Annotated in this window: 26 protein-coding genes and 1 pseudogene; 20 read left to right on the top strand and 7 right to left on the bottom strand. The window is 32.6% G+C overall.

Features of this window, described 5'->3' with window-relative positions; translation table 11 throughout:
• Positions 1 to 7: 7 nt before the first annotated feature.
• The 3 genes from clpP to D9842_RS07885 all read left to right on the top strand — a co-directional run bounded on the left by clpP (position 8) and on the right by D9842_RS07885 (position 1,756).
• Positions 8 to 580 (top strand): ATP-dependent Clp endopeptidase proteolytic subunit ClpP, encoded by a 573-nt coding sequence (gene clpP / locus D9842_RS07895; protein WP_121662059.1) that lies wholly within the window; start codon positions 8 to 10, stop codon positions 578 to 580.
• A 162-nt stretch (positions 581 to 742) separates the two neighbouring features.
• Positions 743 to 1,111: a hypothetical protein gene (locus D9842_RS07890; protein WP_121662058.1), complete on the top strand. Its 369-nt coding sequence runs from the start codon at positions 743 to 745 to the stop codon at positions 1,109 to 1,111.
• A gap of 147 nt (positions 1,112 to 1,258) precedes the next feature.
• The gene (locus tag D9842_RS07885; RefSeq protein WP_121662057.1) at positions 1,259 to 1,756 is read left to right on the top strand and encodes a GNAT family N-acetyltransferase; all 498 of its coding nucleotides are present in this window, start codon (positions 1,259 to 1,261) and stop codon (positions 1,754 to 1,756) included.
• Between the two features lie 373 nt (positions 1,757 to 2,129).
• Here D9842_RS07885 and D9842_RS07880 read toward each other — a convergent pair whose 3' ends face one another.
• The gene (locus D9842_RS07880; RefSeq protein WP_121662056.1) at positions 2,130 to 2,588 is read right to left on the bottom strand and encodes a GNAT family N-acetyltransferase; all 459 of its coding nucleotides are present in this window, start codon (positions 2,586 to 2,588) and stop codon (positions 2,130 to 2,132) included.
• A gap of 260 nt (positions 2,589 to 2,848) precedes the next feature.
• Here D9842_RS07880 and D9842_RS07875 point away from each other — a divergent pair, with 260 nt between their 5' ends.
• The 3 genes from D9842_RS07875 (at position 2,849) to D9842_RS26110 (ending at position 5,365) form a co-directional block, all read left to right on the top strand.
• Complete coding sequence (locus D9842_RS07875) at positions 2,849 to 3,586, top strand: metallophosphoesterase family protein (protein WP_121662055.1); 738 nt, start codon at positions 2,849 to 2,851, stop codon at positions 3,584 to 3,586.
• Positions 3,587 to 3,708: 122 nt separating this feature from the next.
• Complete coding sequence (locus D9842_RS07870) at positions 3,709 to 4,272, top strand: hypothetical protein (RefSeq protein WP_121662054.1); 564 nt, start codon at positions 3,709 to 3,711, stop codon at positions 4,270 to 4,272.
• A 172-nt stretch (positions 4,273 to 4,444) separates the two neighbouring features.
• Positions 4,445 to 5,365, top strand: a complete 921-nt coding sequence (locus tag D9842_RS26110; RefSeq protein WP_180320418.1) for a hypothetical protein — start codon at positions 4,445 to 4,447, stop codon at positions 5,363 to 5,365.
• A gap of 93 nt (positions 5,366 to 5,458) precedes the next feature.
• On the opposite strand, the gene D9842_RS25770 is transcribed toward D9842_RS26110, so the two are convergent.
• Positions 5,459 to 5,611, bottom strand: coding sequence for a hypothetical protein (locus D9842_RS25770; protein ID WP_162987357.1), 153 nt, complete (start codon positions 5,609 to 5,611; stop codon positions 5,459 to 5,461).
• Between the two features lie 241 nt (positions 5,612 to 5,852).
• Here D9842_RS25770 and D9842_RS07860 point away from each other — a divergent pair, with 241 nt between their 5' ends.
• Positions 5,853 to 6,509 carry an HAD family hydrolase gene (locus tag D9842_RS07860; RefSeq protein WP_121664986.1) on the top strand — a complete coding sequence of 219 codons (657 nt, stop codon included), beginning with the start codon at positions 5,853 to 5,855 and terminating at the stop codon, positions 6,507 to 6,509.
• 96 nt (positions 6,510 to 6,605) lie between these two features.
• On the opposite strand, the pseudogene D9842_RS07855 reads toward D9842_RS07860, so the two are convergent.
• The 3 genes and pseudogenes from D9842_RS07855 to D9842_RS07845 all read right to left on the bottom strand — a co-directional run.
• Positions 6,606 to 7,005 (bottom strand): annotated as a pseudogene (locus tag D9842_RS07855) (TerC family protein); the annotation flags it as partial.
• A gap of 106 nt (positions 7,006 to 7,111) precedes the next feature.
• A complete protein-coding gene (locus D9842_RS07850; protein WP_121662053.1) occupies positions 7,112 to 8,461 on the bottom strand; it encodes an APC family permease in 1,350 nt (449 codons plus the stop codon).
• A 48-nt stretch (positions 8,462 to 8,509) separates the two neighbouring features.
• Positions 8,510 to 9,307 carry a carbon-nitrogen hydrolase family protein gene (locus D9842_RS07845; protein ID WP_121662052.1) on the bottom strand — a complete coding sequence of 266 codons (798 nt, stop codon included), beginning with the start codon at positions 9,305 to 9,307 and terminating at the stop codon, positions 8,510 to 8,512.
• A 185-nt stretch (positions 9,308 to 9,492) separates the two neighbouring features.
• Here D9842_RS07845 and D9842_RS07840 point away from each other — a divergent pair, with 185 nt between their 5' ends.
• The 7 genes from D9842_RS07840 to D9842_RS07810 all read left to right on the top strand — a co-directional run bounded on the left by D9842_RS07840 (position 9,493) and on the right by D9842_RS07810 (position 14,409).
• Positions 9,493 to 10,767: a sigma-54 interaction domain-containing protein gene (locus D9842_RS07840; protein WP_121662051.1), complete on the top strand. Its 1,275-nt coding sequence runs from the start codon at positions 9,493 to 9,495 to the stop codon at positions 10,765 to 10,767.
• A gap of 4 nt (positions 10,768 to 10,771) precedes the next feature.
• On the top strand, positions 10,772 to 11,569 hold the full coding sequence (locus tag D9842_RS07835) for a carbon-nitrogen hydrolase family protein (protein ID WP_121662050.1): 798 nt from the start codon (positions 10,772 to 10,774) through the stop codon (positions 11,567 to 11,569).
• Positions 11,570 to 11,749: 180 nt separating this feature from the next.
• Positions 11,750 to 12,184, top strand: a complete 435-nt coding sequence (locus tag D9842_RS07830; protein WP_121662049.1) for a hypothetical protein — start codon at positions 11,750 to 11,752, stop codon at positions 12,182 to 12,184.
• 329 nt (positions 12,185 to 12,513) lie between these two features.
• Positions 12,514 to 12,783, top strand: coding sequence for a CD3324 family protein (locus tag D9842_RS07825; RefSeq protein ID WP_121662048.1), 270 nt, complete (start codon positions 12,514 to 12,516; stop codon positions 12,781 to 12,783).
• A 137-nt stretch (positions 12,784 to 12,920) separates the two neighbouring features.
• The gene (locus D9842_RS07820) at positions 12,921 to 13,571 is read left to right on the top strand and encodes a FusB/FusC family EF-G-binding protein (protein ID WP_121662047.1); all 651 of its coding nucleotides are present in this window, start codon (positions 12,921 to 12,923) and stop codon (positions 13,569 to 13,571) included.
• A gap of 210 nt (positions 13,572 to 13,781) precedes the next feature.
• On the top strand, positions 13,782 to 14,048 hold the full coding sequence (locus tag D9842_RS07815) for a hypothetical protein (protein ID WP_121662046.1): 267 nt from the start codon (positions 13,782 to 13,784) through the stop codon (positions 14,046 to 14,048).
• Positions 14,049 to 14,109: 61 nt separating this feature from the next.
• Positions 14,110 to 14,409, top strand: a complete 300-nt coding sequence (locus tag D9842_RS07810; RefSeq protein ID WP_121662045.1) for a hypothetical protein — start codon at positions 14,110 to 14,112, stop codon at positions 14,407 to 14,409.
• 388 nt (positions 14,410 to 14,797) lie between these two features.
• Here D9842_RS07810 and D9842_RS07805 read toward each other — a convergent pair whose 3' ends face one another.
• Both D9842_RS07805 and D9842_RS07800 read right to left on the bottom strand, forming a co-directional pair.
• Positions 14,798 to 15,889 (bottom strand): polysaccharide pyruvyl transferase family protein, encoded by a 1,092-nt coding sequence (locus D9842_RS07805; RefSeq protein WP_162987356.1) that lies wholly within the window; start codon positions 15,887 to 15,889, stop codon positions 14,798 to 14,800.
• Positions 15,890 to 15,914: 25 nt separating this feature from the next.
• Positions 15,915 to 16,859, bottom strand: a complete 945-nt coding sequence (locus D9842_RS07800; RefSeq protein ID WP_121662043.1) for a glycosyltransferase — start codon at positions 16,857 to 16,859, stop codon at positions 15,915 to 15,917.
• A gap of 161 nt (positions 16,860 to 17,020) precedes the next feature.
• Here D9842_RS07800 and D9842_RS07795 point away from each other — a divergent pair, with 161 nt between their 5' ends.
• From D9842_RS07795 to rfbG, 6 genes are all read left to right on the top strand, one after another.
• Positions 17,021 to 18,136: a polysaccharide pyruvyl transferase family protein gene (locus D9842_RS07795; RefSeq protein ID WP_121662042.1), complete on the top strand. Its 1,116-nt coding sequence runs from the start codon at positions 17,021 to 17,023 to the stop codon at positions 18,134 to 18,136.
• On the top strand, positions 18,118 to 19,050 hold the full coding sequence (locus D9842_RS07790; protein ID WP_121662041.1) for a glycosyltransferase family 2 protein: 933 nt from the start codon (positions 18,118 to 18,120) through the stop codon (positions 19,048 to 19,050). Before D9842_RS07795 ends, D9842_RS07790 begins: the two co-directional genes overlap by 19 nt.
• Before the next feature lie 212 nt (positions 19,051 to 19,262).
• Entirely contained in the window at positions 19,263 to 20,003 is a 741-nt protein-coding gene (locus tag D9842_RS07785; RefSeq protein WP_121662040.1) for a sugar phosphate nucleotidyltransferase, read from the top strand.
• Between the two features lie 20 nt (positions 20,004 to 20,023).
• Positions 20,024 to 22,177 carry a glycosyl transferase gene (locus D9842_RS07780; RefSeq protein WP_121662039.1) on the top strand — a complete coding sequence of 718 codons (2,154 nt, stop codon included), beginning with the start codon at positions 20,024 to 20,026 and terminating at the stop codon, positions 22,175 to 22,177.
• 2 nt (positions 22,178 to 22,179) lie between these two features.
• Positions 22,180 to 23,157: an NAD-dependent epimerase/dehydratase family protein gene (locus D9842_RS07775; RefSeq protein WP_121662038.1), complete on the top strand. Its 978-nt coding sequence runs from the start codon at positions 22,180 to 22,182 to the stop codon at positions 23,155 to 23,157.
• Entirely contained in the window at positions 23,147 to 24,217 is a 1,071-nt protein-coding gene (gene rfbG / locus D9842_RS07770; protein WP_121662037.1) for a CDP-glucose 4,6-dehydratase, read from the top strand. The genes D9842_RS07775 and rfbG overlap by 11 nt, the downstream gene beginning before the upstream one ends.
• The last annotated feature ends 29 nt before the right edge of the window (positions 24,218 to 24,246 follow it).

Genomic DNA, 24,246 nt, shown 5'->3' with positions numbered 1-24,246 from the left:
AAGCGAAATGAATGTGACACCGTATGTTATCGAGCAATCTAATCGCGGGGAGAGGTCTTATGATATTTACTCACGATTGTTAAAGGACCGGATTATTATGGTTGGTGATGAAATCACTGACGGGCTTGCAAATAGTGTTGTAGCACAGCTGTTGTTTCTTGCAGCTGAAGACCCTGACAAGGATATATCGATGTACATTAACAGCCCTGGTGGGTCAGTAACTGCTGGCTTTGCGATATTTGATACGATGCAATACATCAAACCAGATATTAGAACGATTTGCATGGGGATGGCTGCTTCATTTGGAGCAAACCTGTTGCTGGCTGGTACCAAAGGAAAACGCTATGCCCTTCCGAACAGCGAGATTATGATTCATCAGCCGTTAGGTGGTGCTAGAGGGCAAGCGACAGATATTGAAATATCCGCCAAACGGATTATCAGCCTGCGCGAGCATATTAATCAAATTATCGCAGAACGCACCGGTCAACCAATTGAAAAGGTCGCACAAGATACGGACCGTGATTATTTTATGAGTGCCGAAGCTGCAAAAGAATACGGCATCATAGATGACATTATTTAGAAAAGAACGTGAAAAAACCACTGAAGAAGGTGAATGACCTTTTTTAGTGGTTTTATTAGTATATTGGACATTATTATATTCCAAAATCTAATACCAACATCTCGAAACTTTCATTGTATTTGTTCGTATATATAGAGAGAATTATAGTGGGAGGTCAAGTTGGTGCAAATACAACAGCAAACATCCAATAACGTTGAGATCGTGACAAAAAAGAAACTCAATACGAAAAGAGTATTAAATTTATATGGACTTTTTACCGTAATTGCACTGATATCATCTTTATTTACAATCCCAATTTCGGTTAATGAAAACTTGCAATTGTTCTATAATAAAGAATTACTATTAGAAACATATAAGGTAAAGGAATTTTTACAATTTATTTTTGTAAGTGCTTTGTTCTTTTTCTTTTTAGTAAATATATATGCAAAAGGAAAGGTTTGGAGTAAGGTGTTTTATGTTACACTTATTCTTTTATTTGGATATAGCTTGGTGAGGGCTATTTATCTAGTAGTATATTCTATGCCTCACTAAAACTCGAAAACTTACTTTTTTACGTAATAAAAACGCAGATTAAGAACGCGTCCTCTTCTTTTATTAGGTAATGAATGCGGAGTAAATAGATACGGAGAGGCTACATAAATCCAATAGAATTGAGTTAGGATAGGAGTTAAAGATTATATGATTATCTTAAAAAATGTTCAAGCTACAGATTTAGAACAGCTCTTACTTATTGAAAATGAAGGATTTCCTGCCGAAGAAGCTGCCACGAAAGAAGCATTTGAGGAGAGAATTCAGCTGATACCTGATACCTTTATAGTGGCAAAAAAGAAAGGGGAGATTCTTGGTTATATCAATGGACCTATCATTAATCAACCTTACATTACTGATGATCTTTTTGAGAAAATCAAAAGAAATCCGAATAGAGGCGGATATCAGAGTATTTTAGGTTTAGCTGTGTCCAAACAGGCAAGAAATCAAGGAATTGCTAAGATGTTAATTGAGAAAATGGAAGAGCTTGTGAAAGAAAATGAAAGAAAAGGCATTACTTTAACATGTAAACAGGAGTTAGTTTCCTTTTATGAAAAATGTGGATTTATTAATCATGGATTGTCTCAATCACAACATGGTGGAGTCAGCTGGTATAACATGGTGAAAGTAAGAGAGGGTATGGATTGATAACGGGATAAAAGAGAGAGAATAATTAAGCGTTAATCTGAAATAATGAAATAAATATAGCTAGATAATCCAAAAACTATAAATATCAAAGACAGAATTAATGCAAGTTCTCTCCAATCCTTATTAGGAATTTTTAAGAACCGTAAATAAGAAATAAATCCTAATATAACGAATAGTATGCTACCAATTAGGTTTAGAGCTGTGAGCATAAATGTATACACCTCAAAAAACATATAATAATGATCAATTACCAAATTTGTCATTATTATACAACATACTTATTCATATGAAAATAAGAAAATTTTCTTCGACTATCAACATAATTTCTTCGTTCTCTGACTGGAGAAGAAAAAGGATAAGTTCAAAACAGAACTTATCCAAGTTTCTTTGTCATAAAAACGCTATTTGGATCTTCCTTATAGTCTGCAAAAGGCTCACAATAGTCAAAGCCGAAATTTTCATAGAGCTTCCTTGCTGGTTCAAATTCAATCATTGATCCCGTCTCTAAACTCAGTTGTTCATAGCCTCGCACTATAGCTTCGTCTAGGATGTGCTGGAGCATTTTTCTGGCAACACCCTTTCTGAGATGTGACGATGAAGTTCTCATTGATTTAATTTCACCATGAGAGATGTCGAGTTCTTTTAAGGCTCCCATTCCGGCTAATTCATTGTCTTCCCATGCAGTCCAAAAGGTAATATTTGATTGTCTTAGCTTCTCTAAGTTTAAAGCATGGATGCTTTCAGGTGGTGAATTCAACGTCATGGCATGAAGATGCTCTCTTATCAATTCAGCTACTTTGTCTCCAGTTAAATCATCTTTTTTTATCTCCATAAAAACAACCTCCAAAATAAATATAAGTTTTATCCCACTCTTTTTTCAATCATCATGTAAGAAAATCTGACAATTAGTTTAATGAGAAGCTATTGTTTTACAACAAATTCTAGTAACTGAGGGGTAGTTCTTAAAAAAGACAGCTCCTTATTAGTATTATAGAGTCAAATGAAGGATAATAGTGATTTGTGGTGAATGATATTGAATAAACTAATAGTTTATTAGGTTTTATAAATTTTTAGTGATCGAGGGTGTATCTTTTGGAACAAACAATAGCGGTTATTTCAGATATTCATGGAAATAATTTGGCATTAAAGGCTGTCCTGCAAGATATTACAAATCGCGGTATTGATAACATATTCAACTTAGGAGATAGTTTATATGGTCCTTTAGACCCTTTGGGTACTTATAAACAATTAATTAAGCATAAAATGGTTCATATCATGGGGAATTGCGATCGTATGTTACTTGAAGCAGTAGACAATTATTCCCAATCTACCCTACATCATATTAAGCAAATGTTGACTGAAGAACATCTCGATTGGATAAAGCAACATCCTTCTTCGGTAGTTATAGATGATATTCTCCTATGCCATGGTACACCTGATTCTGATGAAGCTTATCTCTTAGAAGAGATGACGGAAGCGGGAGGAACCTTAAAGAGTTCACTAGAAATCATGAAAAGTCTTCAACACGTAGAACAGAGCGTGATATTGTGTGGACATAGTCATATTCCTAGAATTGTCTATTTACCTAATGATAAGTTGGTCGTTAACCCAGGAAGTGTAGGGCTTCCAGCATATAAAGATGATTTACCTATCCCTCATAAAATGGAATCAGGATCACCATATGCAAATTATACTATTATGAAAAAAGAAGCAAATCAATGGTTAATCGAGCAAATTAATGTGCCTTATGACTGGGAAAGAGCATCTAAAGTCGCAATCCAAAATAATCGGAAAGACTGGGCTAAACCTCTAATGAGTGGAAGAGCTTAGAAATATTTCTAGAACACTACAAGACTACAGTGACTAGAGGTATCATCTATTTTTCTTTAGTCTTTTGAGAAGGATAGTGACAATATATTAGTTCTATATAACAATAATTAAAGGAGTGTAGGATGAAGAAGCCTATTTATATCTACATTTTTGGTTTAATGATACTTTTCTCCATTTCATGTTCATCAGAAACGGAACAGTCCATAGAGTTAATTGATTCAAAGGTTGAGATCATCTCAGATAAAGAAAGACTTGGTTCGTATGGATTTAATGAGGAGGGTATAGAACTTATCCCTACATCTTTATATTATGAGTTTTCACTTAAAAATGATGGTAAAGTGAAGATTGGCGAATTGGTAAATGATCCCCTAAAAATAGAAATAGAACCAAATGACACCTTAATAAACGCTTCCAATGAAGTTATCGGATTCAATGTCTTTAACCCATTTTATTATAATAATACTGGTTTGGGTTATGGAGGATCATCAACACCTGTTTTAAAACCAGGAGAAGAAGGTCAATTCATCCTTACTTTTGATCTTGGTGTAAGTCATGAGAATAATCATATTAAAGTGATGGTACCACCAGTTGAAAAACTTAAAATTCTTGAGGACAATGCATTGGATGCTACATTAATTATTTCAACAAATGTTGGTGAAATTGCTCGGTTTGACCTTCATAAATAAATTAAGTGATTGGTAATTTTGATTGGAGTAGTAACAGACATTTCTTAATAAATAAATGGGTTGTTAGAACTAATGAAATTAGTTAGGATTAACAAACAGATGTGGAGTAGGCTCTGCAAGCCGTAATAATATGTTGAATTGAGGATTTGGTTTTTAGACAGGAGTGACTTATATGAACAAACTCTTGACATTATTTGTAGGAATGCTTTTTATTTTTGCATTAACAGGCTGCTTTGGCGAGGATTATGATGTTGGTGTTCCTATTGCTCATTTACATTTAGAAAAGGGTTTACAAAATCAACAAATAAAATTAACAGAAGCTAATGTTAGTTGGAGTTCATCGAGTGGAGAAGTAAAGGAAACAGTAGATAATATCGAAAAATTTGGATTATCACAAGATGTGATTAGTGTTTCTCCAAACCAAAAAGCTTCTTTGGAATTTAAAGAGAACGAAGATAATGGTGGAGATATTTGGAGAGATCCTACGATAACAGCTGTACTTTGGAAACACGGAGAAAAAATCGATTTGGAATTGAAAGATAATAGGGAATTTCAATTTCCAACAAACGAAGGGGATTATGTATTAGAAGTTGAATTTATTAATTCAGTTTCAGTTAACAGAGCTCAGTATGTTGGGAAAATAGTGATCAAAGAAACAAATGAGCAAATGAAAATAACAGATGGAAAGCTTCCAGAATTCACACTTATGGAAATACCTGAAATTAAAAAATTCAAATCAACTGAATCAGATGGTGAGTTATTTGATTATGGGTATGCTGAAGTATGCTGGAATAATTGTAGTAAAAATAACATATATAACTTTCCTGACATTCACTCTGGGGACGTTGAAATAGGTGATGACATACAGATTGATTGGCATGAAATGAGACCGCAGCCTACTGAGATAAACTTACTTCAAATTAATACAGACAATTATGAAGTAATAAAAAAGAAAAATATAAACGTTACAAATATACCCTTAGACATTGAAATTGATGAAAAGAAAATTGGTGCACAATATGCTGTAGAGTTTTTATGGAAGGATGGAAATAAATTGATAGGAAGAAGTATGTTGAACTTTAGACTGGAATAATTCCTTAATTGAATATTATTCATTTATTACATAGGAATACAAAATATGTATTTTAGTGTGCAAGTTTGTTTATTTTACACAATAAAAAAACTGCTATTTACAAGCAGTAATTAATAACGCTTTTATAAGAAGAGAAATGTCTTGGTGAATGTGTTCTCGGACTTGGTCATCATTACAGCTTTTAAATTCATTCTGTAAACGTCCAAGTTCTCTAAGAAATAGTAAGTTTTCAGCCTTACTAAGCATAGTGTATTCGCTCCTTTACATAGGAAAAAACACTATGTTACATAACACTACCATTATTATCAATAATTCACAATGAGTTAACTCTCTATGAGATTTTAGGGTATATTGTGATTTAACATTACTTAATGAGATTAAAAACTCAAATAGTTATTGATGTTTTTTTCGACGGTCATTCATAGCACTTTTGGGACTTTAGTTAGTTGGGGAAGGTTGTGAAGTTTAATTGAGAGAATATGAAGCAATGATGTTTGATTTAGATGATACCTTGCTTAATAGGGATAAAGCAGTAGATAACCTGTTTTTCATTATTTTAGAAAAGTGTTATGAGAATGTAAAACCTTCAGTTAAATATGAAATGCTACAAAAATTTAAAGAAGATGATAGAAAAAGCTACGGAAATAATAATAAAATTAAAGTTTTGGAACCATTCTTTGATGAATATCCACCACAATATAGACTACCACGCAACTCCATTCAAGATTTTTGGAACCATCATTTTCCTTATTGTTTCTCTACAGACCAAAATACGATAAATATCGTAAATAATATAAAGAAGCATGTTAAAGTTGCAATAATAACAAACGGCTCTACTCAGAGACAAAAAGATAAAATAACGAACACTAATTTAATTAGTTGTTTTGATACCATAATCATTTCTGAAGAAGTGGGATATAGTAAACCTGACAAACGCATATTCGATTTAGCATTAAATAAGTTAAATGTGAATCCAGAAGCCGCATTATTTATTGGAGATGACATAGAAAAGGATATTAGTGGTTGTCAAAATGCAAATATAAAGGGGATCTGGTATAACCCTCATAGAATCAAGAATGATACTGAAATAAAACCATATGCTGAGATCAATTCTTTTGATAAATTATTAAATTATGTCACATAATGTGTTTACAAAAATATTTTTTAAGAGTTAAAGGATTAAGGGATTTTAATCAAGCAAAGATCACGTTAATTAGTGACCTTTGCATCTTGTGAAAGGTTATGATGTTGTTTCTTCTTCATCCTTTCTCTCTTTTGGAAGAAACCATCCTAGGACAGCAATTAGTAATAAAACAGACCAAATGTAATTTTCCATCCAGCAGATTTAGCAAATCCTTTTGGCAAATACGCCAAATCAGGATGAGATAAAGTATAAACAGCTAGTTTTACGCCAACCCAACCTACAATTAGAAAGGCAGCTGTTTCAAGTCCAGGCTTTTTGTGAAAGATCCGGACAAAGAAGTTAATAGCAAATCTCATCATAACGAGTCCGATGATTCCACCTGCTAAAAACTAAAAAAATGCCTCCCATCTAAACCTCCAATGGGTGGTAATGGAGTTTTTGGTAATGCAACGGCGAAAGCAACTGCAGCGAGAATAGCATCTACGGCAAATGGAAGATGATGTTCTTCTTGAAAACGCTCTTTTCGTAGTTTATCAAGAAAAAAGACTGTCCAAACACCGATTTTTACGTGTTTTGTACAGTCTTTTTTGTATATGGGTGTATTATCCGGCGAGATCATTTTGTATATCTAACTCTGGTGGTGCCTCTCTGAAGAATTTAGTTAATAATAATAAATAAAAGAAACCAATTGTAGCCCATATTGATCCTAGTACAAGGGCATTTTTATCAAGATTAATGAAAAGTCCGATATCTAAAATAACTCCTATTAACGGAAAGATTAAAAAGAAGATGATATCCTTTCCACTTCGTCTATTCTCGTTTATAAAATAATGAAAAATAACTGATAGATTAACAAAGATAAATGTCATAAATGCCCCGAAATTAATAAAAGAAGTTGATGTTGTTATGTCTAAGAATAGTGCAAGCAATCCTACAATTCCAATGAATATAACATTAAGGATTGGCGTTCTAGAATTAGGGTTTATATAACCAAAAATTTTCTTCGGTAAGACTGAGTCTCTACCCATGGCGTAAATTAATCTTGCTGCACTAGTTTGTGCAGACATTCCTGACGTAAATTGGGCAATGATAAGTCCAGCGAGGAATACTGCACTAAATAGATTTCCACCGATTTGCTTAGCTATCTCTAGAGCGGCTGAATCAGTATTGACAAAGGCATTGTAGTCCGGTTGAACTAATTGAATGAAATAAGAAGCACCGATAAAGATCATCCCACCTAGTAGAGTAATGAGTATTATGGCTTTCGGGATTGTTTTTTCAGGTTCTATGGTTTCTTCAGAAAGAGTTGAAACCGCATCAAAGCCCAAGAAAGAGTAACAAGCAATCGAAGCACCAGCAATCACCAACGAAAATGGAACGTCTGTCTGATAAAAAGGAGCGATAGAAAATAACGTTCCAGTACCCAGTCCATTTAGAACACTTACAATGGACAACACGATAAAAATTAAAATTACGAGGATTTGGAAGATCATTAAGATGAAGTTGATGTTTTTCGTTGAATTAATGCCGATAATGTTAATGACCGTCGTTACTAATATAAAAGCTAAAATCCAAACCCAAGTAGGGATGGAAGGAAAGGCAGAATGTAAGTATACTGCTCCAATTAACCAAATCACCATTGGTAGAAACAAATAATCTAATAGAACCGACCACCCAACCATAAATCCTAAACGTGGTCCAATAGCTTTTCTTGTATAGGTGTAGGCTGAACCTGAAACTGGGAATGCTTGCACCATTTTTCCATAACTAAAGGCTGTAAAAAGCATCGCTCCCAAACCGATAAGATAGGCAGGTGGTACGAGGCCATGTGTGGTTTCTGCAAGAACACCAAATATACCAAAGACAATCATAGGTGTCATATAAGCTAATCCAAATAAAACAACTGCTGATAAGGTTAAGGTACGATTTAATGAAACATTTTGTTTTTCCATTATGTTTCCCCCTCTTTAATTTTAAACCTATTATCATACTCTCTTAACTTATTTTTTAGTTTCCTTTAATTCTTGTAATTGAGAATAAATAGTTGGATTAATATTATTGATGTATTTTAATTTTGGATCTCGATTGTTTGATAATGTAAGTCTACATGTTTGTAAGCTCTCATTCCCTTTTACATCCATAAGGACTTGACCTTCATGATCTACAACCATACTATTTCCAAAGAAGTCCAAATTTCCTTCCTGTCCGATACGGTTGCAGATGATAACGGGTATTTCATTCTCCATTGCTCTACTTTTAACGTAGACTTCTTGATACTTTTCATAAGGCTTCATATTAGCAGTAGGAACACAAATGAAATCTGCTCCTTTCATTCGTAATAACCTAGCTACTTCAGGAAATTCCAAGTCGTAACAAATCATAATTCCGACTTTCCCCCATTGTGTATCAAAAACATGATAATCTTGACCCTTAGTAAAATAATTAGATTCTGTATGGAATAGGTGTGTTTTTCTATATTTACCTTTTATCTTACCCGAGCTATCGATATAGATCGCTGTTATAAAATAGTGCTGCATTTCTTTCTCTGGGAAAGATATGATTATGTCGACACCTAGTTTTCTACAATGCTCTCTGAGTTCTGTAATACTAGTGCCAGTGACCTCTTCAGCAAATAATTTTGTAGAATCCTCAAGTAAGTATCCTGTTAATGACATCTCAGGAAAAAGTATGAGATTCGATTGCTGTTTTTTTCCCTCCTCCATCATTTTTTTAATTTTTACCATGTTGAATTGTTTGTCTTGAAGTTTAGGCTGAAATTGACCCAAAGATATTTTCATGTAATGTCCACCTTTCTTGCTATTATTTATTGCAAAAAGTATGCCAATTCTGAAAATATTGAAATACCAATGTTTTTTTGGTTAAATAAATATTAAGATGAAATAAATCATCAAATTACAACTAAAACGATGATAAAATTCATCATTAATGATTTTTATCATCAAATGTACGGGTGGGGGATGAAATGGAAGAATACATAGGCTTCCGTTGTATAATAAATGAGGAAAAGAGCATTGTGAATACAGAGGGTGAATGGAGAGACATCTTTACTAATGCAGAAAAACCACTAAAAGTAGGTCAGTTATTCGATGATGAGATATTAGACTCGACCTTCAAAGGAAGGTTTAATAAGAACAGAAGGATACAAACTTTAAAGAATGTAAACGGGGAAAAGGTGTTAATCTATCAATTCAAATTTTCAAGTGCTACTTATTTTATTTTTATAAAAATAATAGACTTAGAACAGTCTATTGAACCTTTACATTATGAATTTAATCATCTCGATGTTTCTTTTCATTCGAGTGCTATGAAAAGGATAATGGGTATTATTCAAAAGGTTTCTGATGTCAATTCTACTGTGCTATTACTTGGAGAATCTGGTGTCGGGAAAAGTACATTAGCGAAGTCAATCCATAAGCAAAGTAACCGATCTGATCGTCCATTTATATCGGTTAACTGTGGAGCATTACCTAGTACTCTTATCGAATCTGAATTATTCGGCTATGAAGCAGGGGCCTTTACTGGAGGTCACCATAAAGGGAAAAAGGGGCTTTTCGAAGCAGCAAATGAAGGCACGATATTTCTAGATGAAATAGCTGAACTTCCTTATGAAGTTCAATCAAAATTACTGGATGTGATTCAGGAAAATCGGATACGCCGAGTAGGTGGAGTGAACTATACTGATATTGATGTTCGTATTATTGTTGCAACAAACAAAGACCTTTTAACTCTTGTGAACCAGAAAAAATTCCGCGAAGATTTATTTTATCGTTTAAATGTAATTCCTTTAATCATTCCTCCTCTAAGAGAAAGAAAAGAGGATATACCTAGTTTAATTGATTACTTTCTTTATCAATTTAATATGAAATATGGTCGAAATTTGCAAATAGATCAGCATGTTCGTGAGGACTTAACGAAAAAGGATTGGCTAGGAAATATTAGAGAAATTGAAAACACAATTGAACGGATGGTTGTCACAAACTCCTCTTCACTTGAAAATAAAAATTTTGATAATAAACATTCCGAGAAAACTATCTCTGTTCAAATTCATGAGTATCTAACACCTCAATTTGAATCTTTAAAAGAAGCAAAGGAAGCATTAGAAAAGGAAATTATTCTAAATACTTATAACCGATATCAAAATACATATAAGACTGCACAGGAGTTAAAAGTCGATCAGTCAACAATTTCAAAAAAGCTTAAAAAATATATGAATCAGTCACATTCTACTAAGGGGTAAAAAAATGTCAAACAAAATTCGAATTGTACTTGCGCAACTAAAATGTGAGCTCTTAAAAAAAGAAATCAACTTGAAGCGAACACTTGAGACCATTAAACAAGCAAAAGAAAAGAATGGAGACTTCGTGTTATTTCCAGAATTATTTTTAACCGGTTATGTGATGAATCAAAAAGTGAGAAATTTAGGTGAATCGATAGATGGAGAAAGTATTAAAACAATTGCTCGCTGTGCAAAAAAACATGGAATTGGGGTAATTTATGGATTTCCAGAGTTAGAAGGTGAAAAGTTATATAATTCTGCAGTTTTAATTAATAATAATGGGGATATAGAAGGGGTATATCGAAAAACGCACCTATTCCATCATGAGCGGAAATTTTTCGAACCTGGAAATCAATGTCCTATTTTTTCACTACCTCAAGGAAACATGGGAATTTTGATCACGTATGATATGGAATTTCCTGAAATGCCAAGAATATTAGCAACAAAAGGAGCGAATGTCATCTTTGTTTTATGTGCAAATATGGTACCATATCAAAATTATCAGAATACATTTTTGCAATCGAGAGCCATTGAAAATCATGTATTTACTGTAGCAACGAATAAAGTGGGACTTGACTCTGACAATATCTTTTTTGGAGAAAGCCAAGTCGTAAATCCAGAGGGGAAAATCCTTTATAAAGGTGGAAATAACGAAGAAGTATCCGTGATTGAAATAAATCTTGATGATATCAAACAGTCTAAAGGTGTACTCGATTATTTCAATAATAGACGTGTAGATCTTTATCAGTTGGAAGGTTGGTAATACATTGCTAAAGCACTCCGAAGCTTTTTATTAAGAACTTATATAAACTGAAGTGTATCATATGATTTTATCTGTTTTATTAATTAAGGATCCAATTTTACTTGATTACTCTGATTTTGAATGCTTTCTAATCCCAGAATCTAAGCAATTGCAACCTCATTCCCCATAGGAGGCAAGTATATGATGATGAAAAGAAGATTATTGTATGTACTATTTATATTCATTTTAGGTGCTTGTAGCCAACAAGAAGTAGAGGAGAAGTCGTCTAAAACATACGACATTACTTTAGAAGATGTAGAAACTGTCATAGCGGAGCAAGGTTTTGAATTGGAAAATACAGAGTTATCAAGTGAGGATTTCTTTATGCAAGAATTAAACGAGATGCCGCCTGAAGTGTATATTTTGGAAGGTCATACATTATCAGTTTATGTTTTTCCTTCAGAGGGTGAAAGGGAAAAGGGAGTCCAAAGGTTTGAGGAAATAACTGCAGCAGCAGAATTAGTAGAACACAAAGTCTATGAAATAAGTAACTTATTAGTCTTTTATGTAAATAATGATGAAAAGGTACAAAATCGATTGCTTGAAGCATTAAAAAACTTAGATGTTTCAACATAATATATGACCAATGATGAGTTCTTTCTGGAAAATGTTGAGGTTCTGTTTTCTAGGAATCTCTGCAAAATTAGTGGTTAATAAAAGGAAATATTTACATAAAAAAGGTCCACTTCATCATAACTTAAGCTATAATGTTATCTTAAAGGGGGTGCTTACATTATGGAGAATCACATAAGATTGTCTGGTACTTCTTCCACTCATGCAAAGCCTAAAATTGGAAAGGCGATACTTTGTATGGGGCGAAATGATAAAAAAATCGCTGAATAAGCTTTTCTAATATATTGGCTTTGCACCTTATTTTTATTAAAAATAAATAAGGAGCGAGCAAAGTGAAGTATATGAATGCAAAAAAAGTTTTACCTGAAAAGCTAATTGTGGAAATCCAGAAATATGTCCAAGGAGAAACCATTTACATTCCTAAGCCAGAAGCGGAATATCAGAAATGGGGAGCTTCAAGTGGTGGACGACAGTTGCTTGATTTGCGTAATGTAACTATTCGAAATGCTTTTACTAGTGGCAGTAGTATTCAACAACTTTCCGAAGAATATTACCTCTCAATTGAATCAATCAAAAAGATTGTTTATTCACATAAAAAGTAAAAGAAGTCACTGGTGAATCATATTCATCAGTGATTTTTTATGTAAAAAACGTTTCTTAATCATTTTCTACCTTTTATTAGCTACATGCACTTCTTAAAATATTTCATAAGAATAAAAAAAGATAGGAGTGTCATGTGATGACAGAAAAATTTTTGAAAAATGAACACTATAATTTTATTAAAAAGCAGGTGCTTTTAATTAAAGATAGCTCTAAAAAGAATTTGCCTTCTTCGGTTTTTACTTCTTTAAAGGACTTAAGTAATGCCAAAATCTTAGATCTAATTCCTAATATTTCATTAGATCAACAAAAAATATTGGATCTATCTCGATTGAAAACTGATGAGGAATACCAACAATATATTCAGCATCTTACCGAGTTTTTGTTGCCGTTCCCAGAAATCACCGAACAGAAACTGAAAAAAATGTTTCCAAAGACTAAAAAGTTAAAGCTGCCTGATTTATCAAAAGTTGATCATAGTCAGTTAACCTATTTAAGTTGGAACGATTTAAGATCGAATAGAAAGTATATTATATATGAGCTGGATGGAGAATTGGTGGGCATTGAATGTAAATTCTCCCCGACATCTAAGAAAAATATTTGTTCCTTGTGTAAATGTACTAGTGAGGTTTCCTATTTTTCTGCTGTAACAAAAGTGAAAAAGTCTAACAATCCGGATTATTTTAAGTCTATTGGCAACCTTATTTGTAAAGATAGTAGCGAGTGCAATAAAAAAATCACTAGCTCTTTATATCTTGAAAATATTCTTAGAGACTCCTTAGGAATGTAAAGGACCCTTATCATGTCACACACCAAAATGTCAGAAATGAACAATCAAAGTACGTTTTAATAACGTGCTTTTTTCATATTTACTTTTACCTGAAAAATAATGGTAAAATAAGTAAGTGGTCGTAAATAAAAGGTAGAGACTATATTTCCTACTAATCATACTACAGGATTTATAGCAGCCAAAATATATAAGTACGGTAGATGAGGAGAGTTGAGTAAAATCATTCTTAAAACAAAAATATATTATTATCTATCACTATCTCTTTTCCTTTTAGGTGTTATTTCATGGTTTCCTTATCTGGTGCTTACTATGCAAGACCCTTATGGAATGTTAACGTTTATTTTTAACCCCATAGGTTTTTATTTTGCTTGGGTAGCAAAAAATAGACTTCTAGCTTTATGTAATTTAGCTATGATATTTAGTTTTGTCCCTGTAGCTATATATGTTTACATGACAAAAGGATATATACCTATGTAAGTGTTTAATAAGGTACAAATTATATATTTCTATTTACGTTGTTGAGGGGAGCTTTAATCCTATGAATAAGAAATATAGTAAATGGTCTGCACTATTGGTTGTCATTTGCACATTAACTTTAATTGTTACATATGCAATTGCTCCAGATCAGCCTAAGGGTGTAATGGTTATTTTGTTAAAAGGATTGTTTTTCACTTCAATTCTTTCGGGCATTCTAAGTTTAATTCTTAGTTATCTCAGCTATAAAAACAAAGAAGGTGGATTCTTAAAGAAGGTAGCACCTATAATAATATTATGTATTTTATTACTATTTACCCTTTCAGTTATCGGTATCATAGTAAGTATAGGTGATTTATTCTAAAATAAAAAATTGTACGGCCTAAGTTTATTTAAAAACTTTGAGACATTAAAAGACTATTACCCAGCGATCGAGTAATAGCCTTGTTGGAAAGAAGAATAGGTTTTTCGTTTTTTACGTTGAATATACAAATAAGTGAATTCCTATATTTAATGTGTTGTTCTAAGAATCAAAATATAGAAATACTAATTCAATAGTTATTGCCATGAGTCTTTGTGCTTTAACAGATTTAGAACCAGAAATACGACATACAAGCAAGTACTTGTTCATGGTTGGTTCTAGAAAGGGGGAGATATATTGTGATTCGTGCATAATTACCTCCAATGGGAAAAGATTCACTTAGTGAATAATTTATGCAGCTATTATCAAAAGGTGCAGATATTTATCGCAACTAAAAATGGCTTTGTATAAAACATTTGTGCTTTTCAGTGTATTTTTCTTTTTCTGCTTTCAATTTGTTGGCGTAATTTTCACGATAACGGGTAAAATTTTTCTCTTTCTCTTTAATTGTTTCAAGTATTGTTGAGGAATGGGGATATAATGTGTTTTCAAATTGGTTTATAGATAAAGCAAAATCAAAGCCTTTTGAACGGTAAGCAAATTGAATAAATGGAGTAAAGGCCGCTGCAGATAAAATATTAGCGTGCAGTTTTAAGTTGATTGAAAAGTGACATTTACCTAAGAATGAGTAAATTTGTGACGAACTACAAACCTCTGGAATGAATGTAACAGAATCTTTGTTGTTCAGACGGTTGTAAAGATTCCTGCATGATTCAATATCTTGATTCCACATTGGATAAATGACAATATGGTACCCTTTAGATATCAAGTAGAAACAGCTTTCAATAAGTTGGTCTTCTACTAATGCTTCATTATATCCGAAAAGTTTATTAAAAGTAGTTCCCCAGTTAATTGCAATTAGGGGTGCTTGAACAGGAAATAAATAATGATTCAAGATATAATGATCAGAATTTGGACTATAAATAAAGCCTGAATCACCAATTATCTCAATAGAAGAGTTAACGGGTGATAAACCTTTAATAAATTGAAGGGTTAACGGACCTCTTACTCCAGTATATGTTAACGACTCAACTAATTTTTTTATCCGACTTGTATTGATTTGCCGATTATCAAAAAAAGATGATGGTTGAAAAGACTCTCCAATTATATATTTAGACATGGTGTCCTCTGTTAGATAATCGATTCCAGTACCATAGCTATATAAGGGTATTCCCAACTCGATTGCTTCCTCGGCAAGTGTTAAAAAAATATCGCCTTGAAAAAGTGAACCTCCACCTAAGATTACAGCATCGATTGTTTCTTTGTTTAATATATTCTTTATTCCTTTGTTTTCCTTAATGTCATAAGCAATGACTTTGTCTACAGAGTTAGACCATCTGTTGATAGATTGAATAAATGATTCATAACAGACTTCGTCTCCAACATTATTAAATCCTAGATAACCGATATATAACAACTTCATCTTAATATTCATCTCCTTTCCAATTTTATTTCTTTTTTGCTTTTACAATTTTTTTTATTGTTTTAACTAAAAATTTCGCTCTTGTGCTGACAGAATGTTGTTTGCGAACCATATTATATCCATTTTTTGCGATTTCTTTTCCAATACTTTCGTAGTTTTCTAGATAATACATAGCCTTTTCATAATAGTTTTCTGTATTGATTTCCACAAAGTGAACATTAGGAATAAACCCTAAGTCTTCTAGTTCTTTTGAATGGGAAGCTAATAGAAGGGTATTACTGGCAAGCACTTCATAATATTTCATAACTGGATATTTATATATGGAATCACAGGTAAAAAAAATTTTGGCTTTATTAAGTTCTTTTGCATACCTCCGTCCTACAAAATATTCCTTTTCGTCATATTTGCCTTTATCATATCCTGGATGTTCGTGAAAGGTGAAATTTGGTAGATCTTTCATCCCATCTAAAATAGCTGCTCGTAATGGATAGATCGGAGGGTATGTTGAGCCCATTAGTAGAAAATCCATTTCTTTTTCTTGTTTATAATCTTTGAAAACTTCTGTATGAACATAATGAGGAAACCAGATCATTCTATCCTCATATTCCGGAAACCATTCTAAAAACTTATCCCGATAATGTGTAAAAAGATATAGAATGTTGTTTTCTTCAATAAATTGCTTTCGATAACTCGTTTCGTACTGCAAATCATGCATAATCATTCCTATAGGAATATCACATGTTTGCAATCCTTTTATTTCGGGGCATCGTGATGGGCGTAAATCGTTCAAAAGAATAAAATCAGGTATAAAATCAAGAGAAGATAGAATATCGTGAATATTTCCTGGTTCTTCCCAAATAGTTAATTTAGTCAGCTTTCTTAACGATTGGGAGAGATAGTAATTATTTCGTTCGATTCCGCTAGACCAATCCTTCGTAATAAATAGTAGCTTTAACTTCTTAAACAACAAATCTTATCCCTCCTTATTTTCAAAATTAGAAGAAATCGTACATTAATAACATATGAACTTGTATATATATCGGAACAAGACAGATTCATTAATTTCTTCTAAATCTAGAACACTAGTATATTTGTTTACGTACATTAAAATTAAAAAATAGGAGAGATAATATGAGGAAAATTCTATTATCTGGATATTACGGTGAGTACAACACTGGTGATGATGTGTTATTAGCATCATCAACTTGGGGATGCAACCAATTCCTTAAATCTAATGAGATCCTTGCGACTTCAGTTCATATACCTAATTTTGAAAAGAAACTACCTGTATTACCCTTGTATGTAGAACGAGAAAAAGTTAAGAGTGAAAATTTAATCAGATTATATTACCATGCTTTAACATCAAATATAATTGTTTTTGGTGGAGGATCTGTCTTTCATTCCACGGATAAATTGACCCGCGACGCAGACTTAATTGATTTAAGTAGAGGAGATTGTGCAATTGCATTAGGGGTTTCTTTTGGGCCATTTAGAGATAGTGGAGCAGAACTAGCATGTAAGAAATTTATAAATAAACTTTCCTATATTGGTGTACGTGATGAAGATAGCTTCAACATTGTTAAAAGTTTAGCACCTGATCTAAATATTGAGAAAACGTTCGACCTAGCTCCACTTTTTCCATTTTCACAACAAGATAACAACCTCAATAATCATTCATCAAATAGAAGAGGACTAGCCATTTCATTATGTCATTACGAAAGGTATATTGGCTTAAATACTGAGATTGAAAAAAGAAGATTTGAAAAGATCTTAAATGTTTTAAATCGTTTAACATTAGAAGATGTTGAAGAACTAATTTTTATTGATTTTAACGGTCACCGGGTATTTGGAGATTTTGATATTCACAACGAGATGATAAAACGACTTAACATACAGATTCCTGTTTCACGAATAGCTTATCAGCATAATCCAGCTGATGTATTAAACTTAATTTCAAGATGTAGAGGGATTGTTGGGATGAGACTTCATAGTTGTATTTTTGGTTATATGACAGAAACTCCTACAGTGATCTTATCATACCATCCAAAATGCATGGGTTGGGCAAATGAGATTCAGGCAAACCCAGATTTTACAATTGATTCAACTCATTTTGAAGAGGAGCAGTTGTATTCTTCTATAATGAATATTTTGCACAATAAGTACATTCCACCAATATTAACCCTTCCGAATGCTCAAAAATTAGCAATGAAAAATTGGGAGGGAGCACTATGTTCGATGTCACAGTAGTCATTCCACTTTACAACAAGGAACACTATATAAAAAGAGCGGTACAATCTGTTTTAAGTCAGACTATTCAAACATTTGAAATTGTGATTATCGATGATGGTTCAACGGACAATAGCTATAATAAAGTTGCGGAAATTGGAGATCCGCGTATTCGAGTGATTCAACAAAAAAACGCAGGAGCTTCTGCGGCTAGAAACAGAGGGATTGAGGAAGCAAAAACGGACCTAATCGCATTTTTAGATGCGGATGATGAATGGAAACCAACATTTCTTGAGACTGTTTTTCGTTTAATAGAGAAATATCCAGAAGCTGGAGCATATGCTACTGCATATCAAATCATCTTAAAAAATGGACGGAAAATTACACCAATAATTGAATCAATCCCCAAAACCCCATGGGAAGGTCTAATACGTCAATATAGTAAATGTGTTCTTAGAGACCTTCCAGTTATCTCTTCTGGAGTTATTGTTCCAAAAAAAACGTTTGAGAAAGTAGGTCTTTTTGCGATTAATCATCACCATGGGGAAGACCAAGATATGTGGTTCCGAATAAGTATTCATGATCATATTGCATATAGTCATACAAATCAAGTTACTTACTATCGCGGACTACCAAACAGCATGTGCACAATTCTCTATACACCACAACCCTATCCAATAATTGAAACGATTAAAAACATTATAGAAAGTAAAGAGGTAGTGGCATCAAGTGAACTAAAGGAATATTTGGTTAAATTAGAACTGGACTATGCTGATAGACTTATAAAAACGAACCGTTTTAAAGAAGGGTTAAGTCTTGTTAAAGGTATTAGTACAAAAAGATATAAAGTGAAAAAGCTAAATATTTTCTTGTTATATCTAAAGCAGAAACTGCTCAAAGCATTAGGTCGAGATATCCAAATGACACAAAAGTAACGGGAAGACTCTATTAGCCCTTAGTAAATTAGAAAGGTCTAAACATTAAAAAAGGGACAATATTTCCTGTTTTTAAATAAATATTGTATGTCAATCACCTACTATTACTAGTTTGTTAGTAGGGTTTTTCTCTCTTTTAGTATATGTACCTCATACAATAAAGTAAAAAACGGAATAGCATATGCAATAAATAGATAGAAAGGGTGATGATAATGAAAGTTGTTATTTTGTGCGGTGGTAAGGGACTTAGAATGAGAGGATTGGAAGAAAATATACCAAAGGCATTGGCACGAGTGAATGAGAAACCTATTATTTGGCATATTATGAAATTGTATAGTCAATATGGATATAATGAATTTATCTTGCCACTTGGATATCAAGGGGAAAAAATTAAAGAATATTTTATTGATTACAAGTGGAAGGAAAGTGATTTAGAGCTAGTATTAAACGAGAACAAACCTATTCCACTTACTAATATTGAAGATTGGTCCATAACATTTGCAGATACAGGTTTAGAAACAATGACTGGCGCTAGAATAAAAAATATTGAGAAATATGTTGATGATGATATCTTTTTGCTCACTTATGGGGATGGATTATCAGATATTAATATTGATAAATTGATTCAGTTTCATAAGGAAAAAGGAAAAACAGTGACTCTTACAGGAATAAGAAAACAAAGTCAATACGGAATTCTGGAAGTAGAAGATGGGATTGCAACAAAATTTGTAGAAAAACCTGAGATGAACTCGATCATTAATGGAGGATTCTTCGTATGTAATCGAGACTTCTTTCATTATTTAAGTGATGACCCAGAGTGTGTTCTTGAGGAGGATCCTTTAAAGAATCTGATTAAAGATGAAGAGCTAGCAATCTATGAACATGATGGATTATGGATGTCGATTGATACCCCGAAAGATTTAGTTGAAGCTAATAAAATATGGAAGTCATAGGAAAAGGGGAAATATTCAAAATGAGTGATTACATTGGGAAATTAGTCAATAATTTCAAGTTATGGTGGAACAACGAAAGTGAAGAAAAGGTAAGTAATGATGTTTCAAGTAACAGTTTCCACCGTTATGACGAACTTGAGGAACCTATGATTCTAACTAGTCATCAAATGAAGGATACATTAGAACATACAAATGACAATATGTATGATCAGTTATCTAAAACAAAAGTGAAGTTAGAAGAACCAAATATAGAAAGTAAACGATATAACTTTTGTGTAATTTCTGGGAAAGAGTATATTTTTAAAGTTCTTGCTTTATATGAATCAATAAAGAATTTTACTAATGAATTTCATTTATTTGTTTGTTGTATCGATGAGGCGACCTATTCGATTTTCAATAAACTATCTCTAGAAAATATGGTTTTAGTTAAAGTGCAAGATTTGGAAGATAACAGACTAAAGAAGGTGAAAAAAACCAGACAAACGAATGAATATTGTTGGACTTTAAAGGCACCGCTAATGGAATATTTGCTAGAAAGCTACAGTTTACCTTCAATTGTATATGTAGATGGAGATTTGTTTTTCTTCTCAAATCCCGAACCTATTTTCAGGGAGTGGGGAGAAAAATCAATTTATTTATGTCCTCAAAGAGATTTAGAGTGGGTTGAGGAAAAATACGGTAAATTTCAAGCTGGTCTAGTAGGATTTAAAAACGATCATTATGGTCGTGAGGCACTTAAGTGGTGGAAGGAAAAATGTATAGAATGGTGCTTTAAAGAATCTTCTAATAATAGATTTGGTGATCAAAAGTATTTAGATGATCTAACAAGATTTTTTGCTAGAGTTAAAATATCAACGCATTTAGGGATTGATGCAGCACCTTGGAATACAATTTACAATAATAATTATAAACTTACGACAAAAGAAAATAGACTTTATATCGAAAACGATCCATTAATTGTCTTTCATTTTGCATGTCTTTCCATTTACAATTTTACAGAATTTGATTTATGGTCATTAAATACTTTACAAATAGACCGCACGATTATGAATTATGTGTATGTTCCTTATCTAGAAGCGATTCGTAGAAGTATAAACAAAATTGCTCAAATTGATAAGAATATTTTAGAACAGGGATTACAGAAAGAAGACCCATCAAATGCAAAGACTTATTATAAATATTCTAAATTAAGTCGCGAAATAGATCAGTGGGATCATTTTATGAATTTTACAGCGATTATCAGTAAGGAATATTTAATAAAAGGGTTGGCATTATATGGGTCAATTCATCAAAAAATGCGAAATTTTCACATGTGGATATTAACAATAGACAATACAACTCACCAAATATTAAGTGATATGAATTTACAGCATGTTTCCCTTATTCGATTAGAAGAGTTAGAAGATGAAAGACTACTTAAAGTGAAAAATGAACGTGCTATAAATGAATATTGTTGGACGTTAAAAGCCCCGTTATGTCAGTATGTTCTAAATAATGTTAAAGAAATAGACCACATTATCTATTGTGATAGTGATATTTATTTCTTTAATAACCCAATGGAATTAATGAATGAATGGGGAAGTTACTCTATTTTCTTAAGTAAACAAAATGGTACAAAGGAATTAGAGAATATTCATGGACAGTACCAAGCAGGATTGATTGGATTTAAACGCGATAATATGTCTTTTATGATTCTTGATTGGTGGAAAGAGAAGTGTATTGATCATTGTTCGAACGAATATAATCCTCAGTATGATAGTTGGGGTGATCAGAAATATTTAGAATCAATACCAAAGCTTTTTTCAAATATCAAAATAATTGATCATGTTGGAATTAATGTTGCTCCTTGGAACTTAGTTATGAAAAATGAACATACTGTTTCTAAAGAGAATGGTACATTAACAATAGACGGAAATCTATTAGTTTCTTATCACTTTGGAAGTATGATCATGATAAATGAAAAAAATTATGATCTTTGGAAACTTGAGAAGTTATTATTTTCTGAAGAAGTCTTAAATTATATCTATATACCTTATATTTATCATTTAATAAATATTAGTGAAAATTTAAGAGATATAGCAGGAATTTATGATCTCAAACCTTTCTACACTCCAGTTACTTCAAACTATTCTGCAAAAAACCCACTACATGTAAGTAATTTGCAAGGGGCTTAGTTATGATTCAAAACACACTTGCCAATAAAAAAATACTTGTAACAGGTGGATATGGTTTTATTGGTTCTCACCTTATAAGCAGACTTTACAAAGAATGTGAGGTTGCCGTCTTTACAAGAAAAACCTCAAACCCATGGCGATTAAGAAATGCTTTATCTCAAATCCAACAATTTACAGGTGATATATCTAATTATTCTGATATAGAGAATGCTATTAAGCAATTTCAACCACATGTTATTTTTCATTTCGCTGCATATGGGGTTAACAGTAGGAATGACAACTACCTAGATGCTATTCGAACAAATATAGAAGGAACTGCCAATCTCATTTTTTCAGCACAATACAGTAAAAATCTTGAAAAAATTATTAATCTTGGCTCTAGTTCAGAGTATGGTGAAACTGATGAAGCTATTCATGAGGAAATGATGCTAAAACCAATAGATGTATATGGTAGTACAAAAGCATCAGCCACTTTAATTGCCCATCAGTTAGCTACTCAGCTAGGGATAAATATTATTACATTTAGGCCGTTTAATTTGTTTGGAGAATCAGAAGAATCTCATAAGTTATTTAGTTATGTTATTCAACAAATCTTACAGAACAAAGAAGTTTTGTTAACGCCATGCGACCAACTAAGGGATTATTGCTATATTCAAAATATAATTAATGCATTTTTACTAGCTGTAGTAAACCCAGAAATTAAGAACGAGATTTTTAATATTGGAAGTGGTCAAGTATATCCAATTAAATATTTTGTTGATACTATTTTTTCTCATATGAATACAAACCTACAACCACAATATGGGGCATTGAAATATAGGGAAAATGAACGAATGACACCACAACCCAATATCTCTAAAGTTAAAAATCTATTAGGTTGGCAACCTAACATCTCTTTAGAAGAAGGGATTCTTCGCACAATAAATTGGTATAGACAAAACGAATACGGAATAGGAGGGGGATTGATCAATGACCATTAATTTTGTGGACACATTTAAAGATCGGACAGTTCTTGTGACAGGTCACACAGGCTTTAAGGGTACATGGCTAACGATATGGTTAAACATGCTTGGTGCTAAAGTGATTGGTTATTCCTTAGATCCATTAACAAATAAAGACCTATTTGTTCTATCAGGTATTGAAAATAAGATAACTGATATAAGAGGGGACATTAGAGATCAACATGCAATAGAAAATGTTTTTGAGCAATATCGTCCAGAAATAGTTTTTCATTTAGCAGCGCAACCTTTAGTGAAATATTCATATAGCCACCCTAAAGAAACATATGACGTAAATGTAATGGGGACAATGAATATCCTAGAAGCGATAAGAAAAACTGACGAAACAAGGGTAGGTATTTTTATTACAACAGACAAATGTTATGAAAATAAAGAATGGGTATGGGGGTATCGAGAAATTGATCCAGTAGGAGGGTATGATCCATATAGTTCCAGTAAAGCTTGCAGCGAACTATTAGTAGCTTCCTATCGAAATTCATATTTCAATGAGAAGAATTTTAGTGAACATGGAAAGATCATCTCAACAGTTAGGGCAGGCAATGTGATTGGAGGAGGAGATTGGGCAGAAGATCGAATTGTTCCGGACAGTGTACGTGCAATAGAAAAAAGGAAACCGATTTCCATTCGATCACCAAAATCAATTCGTCCTTGGCAACATGTGTTAGAACCATTGAGCGGATATCTTTTATTAACATCACAAATTCTTACACATGGCCCGGCTTTTTCTGGGGCTTGGAACTTTGGTCCTGGAGAAGAAGGAAATGTTTCGGTAGAAAATCTTGTAAGCTTATTAGTGGATATTTGGGGAGAAGGAACGTGGGAAATAAATCAACAAGCAGATGTTCATGAAGCAAACCTTTTAAGCTTAGATATAAGTAAAGCAAAACATCAATTAAACTGGTTGCCTAAATGGAACATTCATGAAACTATTGAAAAAACCGTTCATTGGTATAAATCCTATAAAAATTGTGATATTTACAATTTATGTACAAATCAAATAGTGGACTATTGTCGAGAGTAAGTTTTTTAACTTTTTAATTTACTATTGCC

It is taken from the genome of Metabacillus litoralis (genome assembly GCF_003667825.1).
GTDB classification, from domain to species: Bacteria; Bacillota; Bacilli; order Bacillales; family Bacillaceae; genus Metabacillus; species Metabacillus litoralis_B.
Note: the sequence above shows the minus strand (reverse complement) of the source record. Positions and strands in the feature narration are given on the sequence as shown.

What these genes read in the sequence shown, in the direction of transcription:
- D9842_RS07860 (WP_121664986.1), top strand. Translation starts at nt 5,853, where the DNA reads ATGATGTTTGATTTAGATGATACCTTGCTTAATAGGGATAAAGCAGTA.
- D9842_RS07785 (WP_121662040.1), top strand. Translation starts at nt 19,263, where the DNA reads ATGAAAGTTGTTATTTTGTGCGGTGGTAAGGGACTTAGAATGAGAGGA.
- D9842_RS07880 (WP_121662056.1), bottom strand. Translation starts at nt 2,588, where the DNA reads ATGGAGATAAAAAAAGATGATTTAACTGGAGACAAAGTAGCTGAATTG.
- D9842_RS07805 (WP_162987356.1), bottom strand. Translation starts at nt 15,889, where the DNA reads ATGAAGTTGTTATATATCGGTTATCTAGGATTTAATAATGTTGGAGAC.
- D9842_RS07810 (WP_121662045.1), top strand. Translation starts at nt 14,110, where the DNA reads ATGAATAAGAAATATAGTAAATGGTCTGCACTATTGGTTGTCATTTGC.
- D9842_RS26110 (WP_180320418.1), top strand. Translation starts at nt 4,445, where the DNA reads ATGAACAAACTCTTGACATTATTTGTAGGAATGCTTTTTATTTTTGCA.
- D9842_RS07820 (WP_121662047.1), top strand. Translation starts at nt 12,921, where the DNA reads ATGACAGAAAAATTTTTGAAAAATGAACACTATAATTTTATTAAAAAG.
- D9842_RS07885 (WP_121662057.1), top strand. Translation starts at nt 1,259, where the DNA reads ATGATTATCTTAAAAAATGTTCAAGCTACAGATTTAGAACAGCTCTTA.
- D9842_RS07775 (WP_121662038.1), top strand. Translation starts at nt 22,180, where the DNA reads ATGATTCAAAACACACTTGCCAATAAAAAAATACTTGTAACAGGTGGA.
- D9842_RS07780 (WP_121662039.1), top strand. Translation starts at nt 20,024, where the DNA reads ATGAGTGATTACATTGGGAAATTAGTCAATAATTTCAAGTTATGGTGG.
- D9842_RS07790 (WP_121662041.1), top strand. Translation starts at nt 18,118, where the DNA reads ATGTTCGATGTCACAGTAGTCATTCCACTTTACAACAAGGAACACTAT.
- D9842_RS07835 (WP_121662050.1), top strand. Translation starts at nt 10,772, where the DNA reads ATGTCAAACAAAATTCGAATTGTACTTGCGCAACTAAAATGTGAGCTC.
- D9842_RS25770 (WP_162987357.1), bottom strand. Translation starts at nt 5,611, where the DNA reads ATGCTTAGTAAGGCTGAAAACTTACTATTTCTTAGAGAACTTGGACGT.
- clpP (WP_121662059.1), top strand. Translation starts at nt 8, where the DNA reads ATGAATGTGACACCGTATGTTATCGAGCAATCTAATCGCGGGGAGAGG.
- D9842_RS07845 (WP_121662052.1), bottom strand. Translation starts at nt 9,307, where the DNA reads ATGAAAATATCTTTGGGTCAATTTCAGCCTAAACTTCAAGACAAACAA.
- D9842_RS07840 (WP_121662051.1), top strand. Translation starts at nt 9,493, where the DNA reads ATGGAAGAATACATAGGCTTCCGTTGTATAATAAATGAGGAAAAGAGC.
- D9842_RS07870 (WP_121662054.1), top strand. Translation starts at nt 3,709, where the DNA reads ATGAAGAAGCCTATTTATATCTACATTTTTGGTTTAATGATACTTTTC.
- D9842_RS07850 (WP_121662053.1), bottom strand. Translation starts at nt 8,461, where the DNA reads ATGGAAAAACAAAATGTTTCATTAAATCGTACCTTAACCTTATCAGCA.
- D9842_RS07830 (WP_121662049.1), top strand. Translation starts at nt 11,750, where the DNA reads ATGATGATGAAAAGAAGATTATTGTATGTACTATTTATATTCATTTTA.
- rfbG (WP_121662037.1), top strand. Translation starts at nt 23,147, where the DNA reads ATGACCATTAATTTTGTGGACACATTTAAAGATCGGACAGTTCTTGTG.
- D9842_RS07795 (WP_121662042.1), top strand. Translation starts at nt 17,021, where the DNA reads ATGAGGAAAATTCTATTATCTGGATATTACGGTGAGTACAACACTGGT.